This is a genomic window from Pseudarthrobacter sp. 902506025 (assembly GCF_040702325.1).
In the GTDB taxonomy this organism is placed as follows: domain Bacteria; phylum Actinomycetota; class Actinomycetes; order Actinomycetales; family Micrococcaceae; genus Arthrobacter.
Genome location: NZ_JBFBKW010000001.1, coordinates 544,244 through 558,094 on the forward strand (window position 1 = coordinate 544,244; position 13,851 = coordinate 558,094).

The following is a 13,851-nucleotide window of genomic DNA, read 5'->3' on the forward strand; positions in this document are numbered from 1 at the left end:
CGCAGGACGGACGGGTTCCGCACCCCTGTGGGTCTAGCCGGCGCAGGACTATGCTCAGATCATGGCCCGCACGCTTGTGATGGATCAGGGCGCGCGCCAGGTGCAGCGACGTACCGTTTTGCTCTTGAGCGTGGCCCAGGTGTTCGGTGGACTCGGGACGGGATCGACCGTGTCCATTGGTTCCATCCTGGCCGTCGAGCTGTCCGGCTCCAGTGCCTGGGCGGGCTCCGTGGCCACGGTGATGACCCTCGGGGCGGCGGCCGCAGCCCTGCCGTTGGCATCGCTGGCGGAACGGCGTGGGCGCCGGGCGGGCCAGGTGGCCGGCCTTTCGGCGGCGCTGGCAGGGGCGGTCCTCATGGTCCTGGCCGTTGTCACCGGGCTCTTCGTCCTGCTGGTCGTGGGCTCGGCAGGCATCGGCATCGGCACGGCAGCGACCCTGCAGGCTCGGTTTGCCGCGGTGGATCTCGCTGCCCCCGAGCACCGCGGGCGGGCCTTGTCCACCGTGGTCTGGGCGGTAACAGTCGGTGCCGTGGCAGGCCCCAACCTGATCCAGCCCGGAACGGCGGTGGGAACTGCGCTGGGGCTGCCGCCCATCGCGGGACCGTTCGTGATCTCCGGGGCCGGGCTCCTCATCGCCGCCGTGCTGCTGTTCGCCGGTCTTCGCCCGGACCCGCTGCTGCTGGCACGCCGCCTCGCCGCGGCCAACAATGCCCCCACGGCGGAACGGGGAAGCGGCGCGCTTTCCACCACCCCTGCCGCCGGCACGGCCCCGGAAGGTGCCGAAATGGAAGGCGCCCAACCGGAAGGCTCACCACCGGCAAGGACCCAGCCCGCCGCAGCGGCCGCGCGGGGCTCGCTGGACCGTGGACTGCGGGCTATCCGCAGCTCCCGGATGGCACTGCTGGCCGTCGCCGGCGTTGTGGCAGCGCACGCAGTCATGGTGGGTGTCATGTCCATGACCCCGCTGCACCTGCAGCACCTGGTGGAAGGACCGGGCCCGCATGCCGGCCACATCGCCGAGGGGGACGTGCTGGTCATCATCGGCTTCACCATCTCGCTGCACATCGCAGGCATGTTCGCGCTCTCCCCGGTCATGGGTTGGCTGACTGACAGGGCGGGCCGGATAGAGACCATCATGATCGGCTTCGCGCTGCTGATCGCCGCCGTCGCCGTTGCCGGGTTCGGCCAGGCCTCGACCGGCGCAGTGGCCGCAGGACTGGTCCTGCTGGGCATGGGCTGGTCCGCGGCCACGATTTCCGGCTCCACCCTGCTCGCCGAGAGCGTTGGCCAGGACGCCCGGGTGGCTGTCCAAGGCGTCTCCGACATGCTGATGGGCGCCGCAGGTGCCCTGGGAGGCGCCGTGTCCGGACTGGTCCTGGGCTTTGCCGGCTACCTCGGCCTCAACCTGCTGGGCGGTACCATCGGGGCGGCCGTCCTGGCCGCCGCCGTCGTAAGCCGCACGTCACACCGGCGGTCAGCGGCCGCCTGAGCGGGTCATGCCCAGGAGGCGGGCGAAGATCCTCTCGCCGTCGTCGGCGATCCCGTCATGGTGGAAGTCGGCCGTCTCCCAGACCTGCAGCCCGCGCACCGCAGCTGCCGTGCGCAGGGAAAGGTCCCGGTCAACGTAGATGTCGTCCGAGTAGACCGCCGCTGCCACGGGAACGGTGTTGGCGGCCAGCACCTCCGGGTCGTACAGCGGCTTCCAATCCTGCTTTGCGGCCAGCAGGTCAGCCACCTCCCGGAGCGGCTGGAGTGCGGGGTCCTGCTCGAAGTACCACGGGTACACCATTTCGCCGGTCAGCAGCAGTGGTTCGGCGTCGGGCCTGAACCAGGGATTCTCGCCGAGCATCCGCCAGGCTGACCAGTTGGTGGCCTGCTCCTGGCCGTAAATGGATTCATGCATCAGGGCGTACAGCGGGTTGGAGCGGCGGGACACCACACCGGTGAGCTGCTCCAGGAAAGTGTCGGACAGCCTGGGACCACCGGGGGTGTCCACGAACGCGTCCTCCAGCAGGTAATGCAGGCTGTCCACCCGGGTGTTGCCGCCCAGGAATGCACCGGCCATCTGGAACCGCTCCACGGTGAGGGGACTGCCGTCGGGCAGGAGTTCCGGTGTGCAGCGCAGGTGGCGCGCTATCCGCTCCACTGCGTCCCGGTCCTCCGGATACCAGCCGAAGTATTCGTCGTTCCGTGCCGCTACGCGCTGGAAGGTGGCCCGGTAGACGTCGTCCGCGCTGCCCGTGAGAGGTGCCAGGCCGCCGGTGATGAGGGCTTCGCGCAGTCCTTCGGGGGCGAAGGACAGGTACGTCAGGGCGCAGAAGCCGCCATAGCTTTGGCCGTAGATGGTCCAGGCAGGTGATTCCAGGGCACGGCGGATCAGCTCCGCGTCCGCCACGATCGAATCGGCCCTGAAGTGCTCCAGGTAGGCCGCCTGTTCGGCAGCGGACCCGCGGGCGGGCAAGGTCCTGCGGTCGATGGGCGTCGAGAGCCCCGTGCCGCGCTGGTCCAGCATCAGGATGCGGAAGTCCTGGGCGGCGGCTTTGCTCCAGCCGCCCAGGGAGCCCCACCTGTTGCCGCGGCCGCCCGGGCCGCCCTGCAGGAAGAGGAGCCAGGGCAGCTGTGCGGCCGCTTCCGCGCTGTGCGCCGCCGAGACATACTCGCGGGCGAATACCGTGATGGTCTCTGCGGAGCCGTCGGACGGTGCGGAATGGTCCAGGGGGACCGTGAAGTAGTGCTCCACGGTGCGCATGCCACGGAATTCGTGCGTCGCCCTGACCTCATGGCCCGCAGCGGGGACTGCTGCCCGGCGCACGTCAGCCCTGGGCATGGGCGGAAAGGGAGCCGCGGGAGGCTGCACGTCCAAACTGGTCCAGCGCCTCGCCGGTGAGCCGGAAGGTGGACCACCCGTCCATGGGGCGGGCACCAAGGCGGCGGTAGAAATTGATGGAGGGCTCGTTCCAGTCCAGCACGCTCCATTCCACGCGCGCGTAGCCGTTCTCCACGGCGATGGCGGCAAGGTGCTGCAGCAGGGCCTTGCCATGCCCCTCGCCCCGTGCTTCCGGGCTGACGTAAAGGTCTTCCAGGTAGATCCCGTGGACGCCTTCCCAGGTGGAGTAGTTCAGGAACCACAGCGCAAAGCCCTGCACGCTGCCCGCCGCGTCCTCAGCCATGGCAGCGAAGATCCGCGGGTTGTCGCCGAAGAGGGCCTGCTCCAGCAATTCCGGTGTGTTCCGGACGGCGTCGGGTTCCTTCTCGTAATGCGCCAGCTCGTGGATCATGCGGAGGATGGCGGGAACGTCGTGCCGGGTTGCGGGGCGGATTACACTCATTGTTCGAGCTTACCGCCGGGTCCGGCGGTACCGCCGCAGGGCAAGCGAAGGGCCGGTCCGGGGCTAGAGCCGGTTCACATCCGTCACCCTCACCACCGCCGTTCCGGTCGCGTCGGAGTCCGCCAGGTCCACCTCCGCCGAAATGCCCCAGTCGTGGTTGCCCGCCGGGTCGTCGAAGATCTGGCGGACCTTCCAGGTCCCCGGTTCTTCGGTGATGATGAGCAGGCCGGGACCCCGCGCATCCGGTCCCGTCCCGATGTCGTCGTGTTCGTCGAAGTAGTCGTCCAGCGCATCTTCCCAGCGCTCGGCACCCCAGCCGGAGCCGGCGTCGAGCTCTCCCAGCGCGGTGGCGTCCTCGTCGGCGAAAAGTTCCACGCGGCGGAACATCTCGTTGCGCACCATCACCCGGAACGCGCGGATGTTCGAGGTGAGCGACGGCGGCGGGGGCGGCGGCGCGTCGTGGGGGGTCGGCGCCGCACCGGACGTCAGCTCCTCCCACTCGTCCAGCAGGCTGGAGTCCACCTGCCGGACCAGCTCACCCAGCCATGCAACAAGGTCTTCGAGGTCCTCACGGAGCATGTCCTGGGGAACGGTCTGGCGCAGCGCTTTGAAGGCATCCGCGAGGTACCGCAGCACGATGCCTTCGGACCTGGCCAGGCCGTAGAACTGGACGAATTCGCCAAAGTTCATGGCGCGCTCGTACATGTCGCGGACCACGGACTTGGGGGCGAGCTCAAAGTCGCCCACCCACGGTGCGGCCTTACGGTACACCTCGAACGCTTCGCCCAGGATGTCGGCGAGAGGCTGGGGGTAGGTGACCTCGTCCAGCATGGCCATCCGCTGGTCATACTCGATGCCGTCGGCCTTCATGGCCGCCACTGCCTCGCCGCGGGCCTTCTTTTGCTGCGCCGACAGGATCTGCCGCGGTTTCTCCAGGGTCGCCTCGATGACGGACACCACGTCCAGGGCGTACGACGGCGACTCCGGGTCAAGGAGGTCCAGTGCGGCAAGTGCGAAGGGGGAGAGCGGCTGGTTCAGCGCGAAGTTGGCCTGCAGGTGCACGGTCAGGCGGACCGTGCGGCCATCCGGCCCCTGCTCCTCCGGCGGGATCCGCTCGATGACTTCGGCGGCGAGGAGTTCGCGGTAGATGCCCAGCGCCTTCTTCATGAGCCGCAGCTGGGAGGAGCGCGGCTCGTGGTTTTCGGTGAGCAGCCGCCTGGCCGCGGCGAAAGGGTCGCCGGGCCGTTCCATCAGGTTCATCAGCATGGCGTGCGTCACCGTGAAGCTTGACGTCAGGGGGTCGGGGACAGATTCCACCAGCCGCTTGAACGTGGGCGCACCCCAGGAAACAAAACCCTCGGGCGGCTTCTTCTTGACCACCTGGCGGAGTTTCTTCTGGTCGTCACCGAACTTGGCCGTGGCCTTCGCCATGGCCTTGACGTTCTCGACCACGTGCTCGGGTGCCTGCACCACCACCGTCCCGGCGGTGTCATAGCCCGCCCTGCCGGCCCTGCCCGCAATCTGGTGGAACTCACGTGGGTTAAGCAGGCGGGTGCGGACGCCGTCGTATTTGCTCAGGGCGGTGAGCAGCACGGTGCGGATGGGGACGTTGATACCGACGCCCAGCGTGTCCGTCCCGCAGATCACCTTCAAAAGTCCCGCCTGGGCCAGCTGCTCCACCAGCCGGCGGTACTTGGGCAGCATGCCGGCGTGGTGTACCCCGATGCCGTGGCGCACCAGCCGGTTCAGCGTCTTGCCGAACCCGGCGGCGAACCGGAAATTGGCAATGAGCTCTGCGATCCTGTCCTTTTCCTCCCGGGTGCACATGTTGATGCTCATCAGGTTCTGGGCTCGGTCGATCGCCTCAAGCTGGCTGAAATGCACTACGTAGACCGGCACCTGCCTGGTGGAGAGCAGTTCCTCCAGCGTCTCGTGGACCGGGGTCTGGTGGTAGTAGTAGTGCAGCGGAATGGGCCGCTCGGCAGAACTGACCGTGGTGGTGGGCCGGCCCGTCAGCGCCGTCAGCCCCTCCTCGAACCGGGTGACGTCGCCCAGGGTGGCGGACATCAGCAGGAACTGTGCCTGCGGAAGCTCCAGGAGCGGGACCTGCCATGCCCAGCCGCGCTGCGGGTCGGAGTAGAAATGGAACTCGTCCATGATCACTGCGCCGAGTTCGGCTGCAGCGCCCTCCCGCAATGCGATGTTGGCCAGGATCTCCGCGGTGCAGCAGATGATGGGTGCATCCTGGTTGACCCCGGAGTCACCGGTGATCATGCCCACGTTCTCGGCGCCGAAGATGTCGCAGAGCGCAAAGAACTTTTCGGACACCAGCGCCTTGATCGGGGCGGTGTAGTAGCTCCGCCGTCCCTGGGCCATGGCCTGGAAGTGCGCGGCGATGGCCACCAGCGACTTTCCGGACCCCGTTGGCGTGGCCAGGATGACGTTCGCGCCCGTCGCCAGCTCCATGATGGCCTCGTCCTGGGCCGGGTACAGCGACAGGCCACGGGTTTCCGTCCACTCCACGAACCGGGTGTAAAGGGCGTCGGGGTCGACGGCGGCGGCGTTGGGGACGGACAGATCGTTCAGCTGGTCAACGAGTTTCATTGACTTAAACCTTAGTGCCACGTTGCGTGCGGATCAGGCGGTCGGGCCGGGTTAGGCTACGCCTGGCCGCCGTGCATGCCAGAACCTGGAGAAGATCATGAAATGGGACCCCGCAAAGTACGTCAAATTCGATGACCACCGGAACAGGCCGTTCTTCGACCTGACTGGCCGGATCCATGCTGACCGCCCCGCGCGGGTGGTCGACCTTGGCTGCGGGCCGGGGAACCTGACAGCTGCCCTGGCCGAACGCTGGCCCGGCGCCCAGGTGGTTGGCCTGGATTCCTCCGCGGAGATGTTGGCAAAGGCCGCGCCGCTGGCGCAGGCCGTCCCCGCCCTGAGGTTCGAACATGCCGACATCGCCGAATGGATGCCCACTGGGGAGACGGACGTCGTGGTGAGCAACGCGGCCCTGCAGTGGGTCCCCGGCCACCAGGACCTGATGCGCAGGTGGCTGAAGGCCCTCCGGCCGGGATCCTGGTTCGCCATGCAGGTGCCGGGCAACTTCAACGCCCCCTCGCATTCCCTGATGCGGGAACTCGCGGCGTCCGGCCGTTGGGCGGCCAGGCTGGGCGGCGTGCTCCGCGGCGGGGAGTCGGTGGGGGAGCCCGCGGACTACCTGGGCATCCTGCTCGACGCCGGCTGCGCGGCGGATGCCTGGGAAACGAGCTACCAGCAGGTCCTGCAGGGGCCGGACCCCGTCCTGGAGTGGGTCCGCGGCACGGCACTGCGCCCGGTTATGGCGGTCCTCGGCGACGACGACGCCAGGAATTTCGAGGAGGAGTACGCAGCCGCCCTGCGGGCGGCCTACCCCCAGGGTGCGCACGGCACGGTCTATCCATTCCGGCGGATCTTTGCCGTCGGCCGCAAGGAGGAGTAGGGGCCCGGACGCCATGTTTTCCAGCGCGTCACACGGCGTGACAGCGCCCGAAAGTGATCTGGCTTACAATGGCCACTGTGCTTCAGGGGTCAAGCCGCTGGCCCCCTCTTCGGCCGTAGGCATCTGCAGGGGGTATTTTGCTGGTCGGACTCTTAAAGCGGCAGCTTGCCGGCAAACACGCGCAGTTGTGGGCGATCGTTGTGCTCCAGCTGGTCCAGGCGGGGGCGAACCTGTTGCTGCCCACCGTGAACGCGGCCATCATCGATGACGGGATCGTGGCGGGCGAGCCCGGCGTGATCTCACGGCTCGGCATGCTCATGGCCGCCATTGCCGTGGTCCAGGCAGCGTCCGCCATCGCGGCTGGCTACCTCGGCGCCGTCGTTGCCATGAGTATCGGGCACCGCCTGCGGGCGGAGGTGTTCAGCCGGATCCAGACGCTGTCCTCCCAGGACGTGGCCCTGTTCGGAACCCAAAGCCTGACCACCCGCGCCACGAATGATGTCCAGCAGATCCAGGCGTTCGCCCTGCTGGTTTTTACCATGCTCTTCGCAGGCCCGGCCATGGGCATTGGCGGGATAGTGCTGGCTGTCCAGCAGGACGTGGTGCTGTCCGTCGTCGTCATCGTCATCGTGCCCCTGCTGCTGCTGATCATGTACTTGATCGTCCGCCGGCTCATTCCGCTCTACCGGGAGGGCCAGGAACTGCTGGACCGGTCCGGGGGAATCCTGCGCGAACAGATCATCGGTGTGGATGTGATCCGTGCCTTTGTCCGCCAGGGCCATGAAGGGCGGCGTTTCGCGGCGGTCAACGCCCGCCTGACCGCCAACAACCTCCGGTCGGCGCTCCTGGTCGCCGGGATGCTGCCAATGATCATGCTGGTGGTCAACACCAGTTCGGTTGCCGTGGTGTGGTTCGGCGGCCACCGCATCCAGTCGGGACTCATGAACCTTGGAGCGCTCACGGCCTTCATCGCCTACATCATGCAGATCCTGCTGGCAATCATGATGTCCATGTATGTGCTGATGACGGCGCCGCGGGCCGCCGTCTGCGCCGAACGTATCCAGGCGGTGCTGGACACCGAGCCCTCCGTCAGCAGCCCGGCCGGCCCGCAGCAGTTCCGGCCGGACCTTTCGCAGCCGGCGACCCTGGCCTTCCAGGGCGTTGGCTTCTCCTACCCGGGAGCAGAGGCTCCCGTGCTTGCGGACATCAGCTTTACCGCCGCTCCCGGTACCACCACCGCAATCGTGGGCGCGACCGGGAGCGGCAAGACCACGCTGCTGAACCTGATTCCACGGTTCCTCGACCCCACAAAAGGCCGCATCTCCCTGGGCGGCCATGACATCAGGGACGTGCCCCTGGACCAGCTGCGCGCAGCGATGGCCATCGTGCCCCAGCATTCCCACCTGTTCACCGGCACCATCGCCGACAACCTGCGGATGGCCGCGCCCGGTGCCACGGACGGGGAACTTTGGGCGGCCCTGGAAACGGCGCAGACCATGCGGTTCATGGGTGACCTCCCGCTGGGGCTTGCCACCCCCGTAGGCCAGGGAGGCGCCAGCCTGTCAGGCGGGCAGCGGCAAAGGCTGTGTATCGCCAGGGCGCTGTTGCGCAAGGCACCCCTCTACCTTTTTGACGACAGCTTCTCCGCCCTCGACTACGACACGGACACCAGGCTGCGGCAGGCCCTGGGGCAGGCGCTCGCCGCCGCGACGGTGGTCATCGTGGCCGAGCGCATTTCAGCCGTGGAGGACGCGGACCTGATCCTGGTGCTCGACGACGGCCGCCTCGTTGCGCAGGGAACGCACCGGGAGTTGCTGGAAACGTCCGCCACCTACCGCGAGATTGCCGAATCCCAGCTGGCGCTGGACGGCACGCTGTGACCGCAGGGAAAGAAGCCGGGGAAACGGCGTACAGGTTCTGGCCGACGGCCGGCAGGCTCCTGGGCCTCCTGCGCCCCTTCCGGCTCCAGATGCTCGGAGCCGTGGGATCCACCTGTGCCTTTGCCGTCCTCAACGTCGCGGCACCCAAGTACCTCGGTGATGCCACCGACGAGGTGGTGGAGGGCGTCCTCCAGGGCAGCCTGGACCAACGCCTCGGAATCCTCCTGGCAGCGGTGGCCATGATGTACGTCTTCGCTTCCCTGTTCAACTGGGTCCAGGGCGCATTGACCGCCCGGGCCGTGCAGGGACTCATGTACGGCCTGCGCGCATCCGTGGAGGACAAGCTGCACCGGCTGCCCTCCACCTACTTCCGCGAACGCTCCCGCGGTGACGTGCTGAGCCGTGCCACCAACGACATCGACAACATCGCCCAGGCCCTGAACCAGGTCCTGACCCAGCTCATCGTGTCGGTCCTGATGCTGTGCGGCTCGCTGGCCATGATGCTGTGGATCTCACCGCTGCTCGCGGCCATCGCCATTGCCACCGTCCCCGTCTCCACATTGATCACCGTCCTGGTGGCCAGGCGGTCCCAGGAGCATTTCGCCCGGCAGTGGAAAGAGACCGGGGAACTGAACAGCCACGTGGAGGAATTCATCAGTGGCCACGAAGTCATCAAGGCTTTTGGCCGGCAGGAACAGGCGGCGGACGTCTTTACCCGCAGCAACGGACGCCTGGCGCGGGCGGCAGCCAAGGCCCAGTACTCAGCCGGGGTGGTCCAGCCACTGATGGTGCTGATGTCCAACCTCAACTACATCGCGGTTGCCGTGGTGGGGGCCCTGCAGGTCATCGCGGGCGCCTTGACCATCGGGGGAGTCCAGGCCTTCATCCAGTTCAGCCGGCTGTTCACCCAGCCGGTGGGCCAGATCGGCGGCCTGTTGAACGTCATGCAGTCCTGCGCGGCGTCGGCCGCCAGGGTCTTCGTGCTCCTGGACGCCGGCGAAGACCCGCCGGAGCCGGGCGGGCAGGATGCCGCCGCGCCGGCAGACGGCCGCATCACCTTCCATGACGTCACCTTCGGCTACCCAGGATCCGTGCCCGCCGTCCGCAACCTCACCTTCACCGTGGAGCCGGGACAGGCTGTCGCCATCGTGGGACACACGGGCGCAGGCAAGAGTACCGTGGTGAATCTCCTCATGCGGTTCCTGGAACCCTCATCCGGCCTGATCACCATGGGCGGGCAGGACATTGCGGCAATTCCCCGGGACCAGTTGCGGGCGCAGTTCGGTGTGGTCCTCCAGGATTCCTGGCTCTTCGACGGCAGCATCCGCGAAAACATCGCCTACGGCCTGCCGGGCGCGCCGGATGCTGCCATCGTCGCTGCCGCGGAGGCCACCCACGCGGACCGCTTCATCAGGTCGCTGCCGCACGGCTACGGCACGGTGCTGGAAAACGGCGGGGAACCGCTCAGCCAGGGCCAGCGGCAACTGCTCACCATCGCCAGGGCGCAGCTTGCCGGGCGGGCCGTCCTGGTCCTGGATGAAGCAACCAGTTCCGTGGACTCCAGGACAGAACTGCTCATACGCCAGGCGATGCAGAGGCTCCGCCACGGACGGACGAGCTTCATGATCGCCCACCGTTTGTCCACTATCCGCAACGCTGATCTAATTCTCGTCATGGACCACGGACGCATCGTCGAGCAGGGTACGCACGCAAGCCTGCTGGCCGCCAACAGTTACTACGCCAAGCTGTACAACGCCCAGTTCGCCGAACGGGACGGCAGGGCAGAGGTCCTGGAGGGCGGCCTGTGAGCGCCGCAGGAGAGTTTCCCGGTTCCTGGCGGCCCAATCCTGCCAGCAGTGTGGCGCTGTTCGAACAGCTGCGGCTCCAGGTCATCCATCTGGCGGACAACGGCGCACTGGCGCCAGGCACCCGGCTCCCTGCGGTGCGGGCACTTGCAGAGAAACTCGACGTCGCCCCGCACACCGTGGCAAGGGCGTACAAGGAACTGGAGGCGGCGGGTATCGTTGCCACCCGGGGACGCAACGGGACCGTGGTCTCGGCACGCGACGAAAGGCTGGGAGGCCTGTCCGAGGCCGCTGCCGCCTATGCCGCGGTCGCCAAATCCCAGGGCGCCAGCTTCGCCGAGGCCGTGAAGATCCTCGCTGCCGCCTACGATGTTCCCTGAGGGCGGAACCGTCGGTGTTCGAAAAAGTTTTCGATTAGCATTATGGGGTGCCTAAAGCCTTAGCTGAAGAAACCCCTGCCCCCGCCACTTCCCTCGCAGTCCCCCCTGCTGCTTCCCCGCAGCGTCCGGACCTCTCCCGCCTCGTGGTGAAGGGCGCGCGGGAGCACAACCTGCGCAACGTGGACCTCGACCTGCCGCGTGATGCCATGATCGTCTTCACCGGCCTCTCGGGCTCCGGGAAGTCCTCGCTGGCATTCGACACCATCTTCGCCGAAGGCCAGCGGCGCTACGTTGAGTCCCTCTCCGCTTACGCACGCCAGTTCCTGGGCCAGGTGGATAAGCCCGACGTCGATTTCATCGAAGGCCTCTCTCCGGCGGTCTCCATCGACCAGAAATCCACCAGCAAGAACCCGCGGTCAACGGTGGGCACCATCACCGAAATCTACGACTACATGCGCCTGTTGTGGGCCCGTGTCGGCAGGCCGCATTGCCCGGTGTGCGGCGAGCCGGTGTCCAAGCAGACCCCGCAGCAGATCGTGGACCAGCTCCTTGAACTCGACGAGGGCACACGCTTCCAGGTCCTGGCACCGGTGGTGCGCGGACGCAAGGGCGAGTTCGTGGACCTCTTCAAGGAACTGACGGCCAAGGGATACTCGCGGGCACGGGTGGACGGCAACCTGGTCCAGCTGAGCGATCCCCCCAAGCTGGGCAAGCAGTTCAAGCACACCATCGAAGTAGTGGTGGACCGCCTGGTGGTCAAGGAAGGCATCAGCCAGCGGCTCACGGACTCCATCGAAACGGCCCTTGGGCTGTCCGAGGGCCGGGTCCTGGCTGAATTCGTGGACCTCGAAGCCGATGCGCCCGGACGGATCCGGGCGTTCTCCGAAAACCTTGCATGCCCCAACGAGCACCCGCTTGCCATCGATGAGATCGAGCCCCGCTCGTTCTCGTTCAACAACCCGTTCGGCGCCTGCGCCGCCTGCAGCGGAATCGGCACCCGGCTTGAGGTTGATGAGGAACTCATCGTGCCCAACCCGGAGCTGTCCCTGTCGGAGGGCGCCATCGCACCATGGTCGCTGGGCACCGCCACCACCGAGTACTGGAACCGGCTCCTGGAAGGCCTGGCCAAGGAAGTGGGCTTCTCCATGGCCACGCCGTGGGAGAAGCTGGGCAAGGATGTACGCCAGACCATCCTGCACGGCAAGGACCACAAGGTGGTGGTGCAGTACCGCAACCGCTTTGGCCGCGAACGCAAGTACAGCACCGGGTTCGAAGGCGCCATCCAGTACGTCCACCGCAAGCATGGCGAAACCGATTCGGACTGGGCCCGCGACCGCTACGAGGAATACATGCGGCAGGTTCCCTGCCCCGCCTGCAACGGCGCACGCCTCAACCCCGCATCCTTGTCGGTGCTGATCAACGGCAAGTCCATCGCCGAGGTAGCCGCGTTGCCCATGCGGGACTGCGCGGAGTTCCTGAACAACCTGGTGTTGACCGGGCGCGAAGCCCAGATCGCCCACCAGGTCCTCAAGGAGATCCAGGCCCGGCTGACGTTCCTCCTGGACGTTGGCCTGGAGTACCTCAACCTCGAGCGTCCGTCCGCCACCCTCTCCGGCGGCGAAGCACAGCGCATCAGGCTCGCCACCCAGATCGGCTCCGGCCTGGTGGGTGTCCTCTACGTCCTGGACGAACCCTCCATCGGCCTGCACCAGCGGGACAACCGCCGGCTGATCGAAACCCTCACCCGGCTCCGCGACATGGGGAACACCCTCATCGTCGTTGAGCATGACGAAGACACCATCCACGTTGCCGACTGGATCGTTGACATCGGACCGGGCGCCGGCGAGCACGGCGGCCAGGTTGTCCACTCCGGGACCTACAAGGAGCTGCTGGACAACAAGGAATCGCTGACCGGCGACTACCTGTCCGGCCGCAAGGCCATCGAGGTACCGAAGAAGCGCCGTAAATACGACAAAAAGCGTGAGATCAAAGTGGTGGGCGCGCGGGAGAACAACCTCGTGAACGTCGACGCCGCCTTCCCGCTGGGACTCTTCACCGCGGTCACCGGCGTCAGTGGTTCGGGCAAGTCCACGCTCGTCAACGAGATCCTCTACAAGGTGCTGGCGAACAAACTCAACGGGGCCAAGCAGGTGGCGGGCCGGCACAAGACCGTCCAGGGCCTGGAGCACCTGGACAAGGTGGTCCACGTGGACCAAAGCCCCATCGGCCGTACCCCGCGGTCCAACCCGGCCACGTACACGGGCGTATTCGACAACATTCGCAAGCTCTTCGCCGAGACCACCGAGGCCAAGGTGCGCGGCTACCTTCCCGGGCGGTTCTCCTTCAACGTCAAGGGCGGCCGCTGCGAGGCATGCTCCGGTGACGGCACCCTGAAGATCGAGATGAACTTCCTGCCGGACGTCTACGTGCCGTGCGAGGTGTGCCACGGTGCCCGCTACAACCGGGAAACTTTGGAGGTGCATTACAAGGGCAAGACCATCGCCGACGTCCTCAACATGCCCATCGAGGAGGGCGCGGAGTTCTTTGCGGCGTTCTCACCCATTGCACGCCACCTGAACACCCTGGTGGACGTGGGACTGGGCTACGTCCGCCTGGGCCAGCCTGCCACCACCCTCTCCGGCGGTGAGGCTCAACGGGTCAAGCTTGCGGCAGAACTGCAGAAGCGGTCCAACGGCCGCAGCATCTACGTCCTGGACGAGCCAACCACAGGCCTGCACTTCGAGGACATCCGGAAGCTGCTCATGGTCCTGCAGGGGCTGGTGGACAAGGGCAACACGGTGATCACCATCGAACACAACCTGGACGTCATCAAGAGCGCCGACTGGCTGGTGGACCTCGGGCCGGACGGCGGCTCCGGCGGCGGCCAGATCGTCGCGGCGGGAACGCCGGAGCAGGTGGCCAAGTCCTCCACCAGCCACACCGGAAAGTTCCTGGCCGAAATACTCGGCTGACCGA

At 67.0% G+C, this 13,851-nt stretch carries 9 protein-coding genes; 6 read left to right on the plus strand and 3 right to left on the minus strand.

Going from position 1 to position 13,851, the window contains the following annotated elements; genetic code table 11:
- The first annotated feature begins 61 nt into the window (after positions 1-61).
- A complete protein-coding gene (locus AB0280_RS02405; protein WP_307490117.1) occupies positions 62-1,489 on the plus strand; it encodes an MFS transporter in 1,428 nt (475 codons plus the stop codon).
- On the opposite strand, the gene AB0280_RS02410 is transcribed toward AB0280_RS02405, so the two are convergent.
- From AB0280_RS02410 to AB0280_RS02420, 3 genes are all read right to left on the minus strand, one after another.
- Positions 1,475-2,827 (minus strand): alpha/beta fold hydrolase, encoded by a 1,353-nt coding sequence (locus tag AB0280_RS02410; protein ID WP_307490120.1) that lies wholly within the window; start codon positions 2,825-2,827, stop codon positions 1,475-1,477. The genes AB0280_RS02405 and AB0280_RS02410 overlap by 15 nt on opposite strands.
- Positions 2,814-3,329, minus strand: a complete 516-nt coding sequence (locus AB0280_RS02415; protein ID WP_307490122.1) for a GNAT family N-acetyltransferase — start codon at positions 3,327-3,329, stop codon at positions 2,814-2,816. Before AB0280_RS02415 ends, AB0280_RS02410 begins: the two co-directional genes overlap by 14 nt.
- A 63-nt stretch (positions 3,330-3,392) precedes the next feature.
- The gene (locus AB0280_RS02420; RefSeq protein WP_307490124.1) at positions 3,393-5,933 is read right to left on the minus strand and encodes a DEAD/DEAH box helicase; all 2,541 of its coding nucleotides are present in this window, start codon (positions 5,931-5,933) and stop codon (positions 3,393-3,395) included.
- Between the two features lie 97 nt (positions 5,934-6,030).
- On the opposite strand from AB0280_RS02420, the gene AB0280_RS02425 reads away from it, so the two are divergent.
- The 5 genes from AB0280_RS02425 (at position 6,031) to uvrA (ending at position 13,847) form a co-directional block, all read left to right on the plus strand.
- Positions 6,031-6,810, plus strand: a complete 780-nt coding sequence (locus AB0280_RS02425) for a trans-aconitate 2-methyltransferase (RefSeq protein WP_307490126.1) — start codon at positions 6,031-6,033, stop codon at positions 6,808-6,810.
- A 137-nt stretch (positions 6,811-6,947) separates the two neighbouring features.
- Positions 6,948-8,690, plus strand: coding sequence for an ABC transporter ATP-binding protein (locus tag AB0280_RS02430; RefSeq protein ID WP_159632070.1), 1,743 nt, complete (start codon positions 6,948-6,950; stop codon positions 8,688-8,690).
- Positions 8,687-10,498 (plus strand): ABC transporter ATP-binding protein, encoded by a 1,812-nt coding sequence (locus AB0280_RS02435; protein ID WP_366366115.1) that lies wholly within the window; start codon positions 8,687-8,689, stop codon positions 10,496-10,498. Before AB0280_RS02430 ends, AB0280_RS02435 begins: the two co-directional genes overlap by 4 nt.
- Positions 10,495-10,875 (plus strand): GntR family transcriptional regulator, encoded by a 381-nt coding sequence (locus AB0280_RS02440; protein ID WP_159632068.1) that lies wholly within the window; start codon positions 10,495-10,497, stop codon positions 10,873-10,875. The genes AB0280_RS02435 and AB0280_RS02440 overlap by 4 nt, the downstream gene beginning before the upstream one ends.
- Before the next feature lie 47 nt (positions 10,876-10,922).
- The gene (uvrA, locus tag AB0280_RS02445; protein ID WP_224026034.1) at positions 10,923-13,847 is read left to right on the plus strand and encodes an excinuclease ABC subunit UvrA; all 2,925 of its coding nucleotides are present in this window, start codon (positions 10,923-10,925) and stop codon (positions 13,845-13,847) included.
- Positions 13,848-13,851 lie beyond the last annotated feature (4 nt).

What these genes read in the sequence shown, in the direction of transcription:
- AB0280_RS02405 (WP_307490117.1), top strand. Translation starts at nt 62, where the DNA reads ATGGCCCGCACGCTTGTGATGGATCAGGGCGCGCGCCAGGTGCAGCGA.
- AB0280_RS02410 (WP_307490120.1), bottom strand. Translation starts at nt 2,827, where the DNA reads ATGCCCAGGGCTGACGTGCGCCGGGCAGCAGTCCCCGCTGCGGGCCAT.
- AB0280_RS02415 (WP_307490122.1), bottom strand. Translation starts at nt 3,329, where the DNA reads ATGAGTGTAATCCGCCCCGCAACCCGGCACGACGTTCCCGCCATCCTC.
- AB0280_RS02420 (WP_307490124.1), bottom strand. Translation starts at nt 5,933, where the DNA reads ATGAAACTCGTTGACCAGCTGAACGATCTGTCCGTCCCCAACGCCGCC.
- AB0280_RS02425 (WP_307490126.1), top strand. Translation starts at nt 6,031, where the DNA reads ATGAAATGGGACCCCGCAAAGTACGTCAAATTCGATGACCACCGGAAC.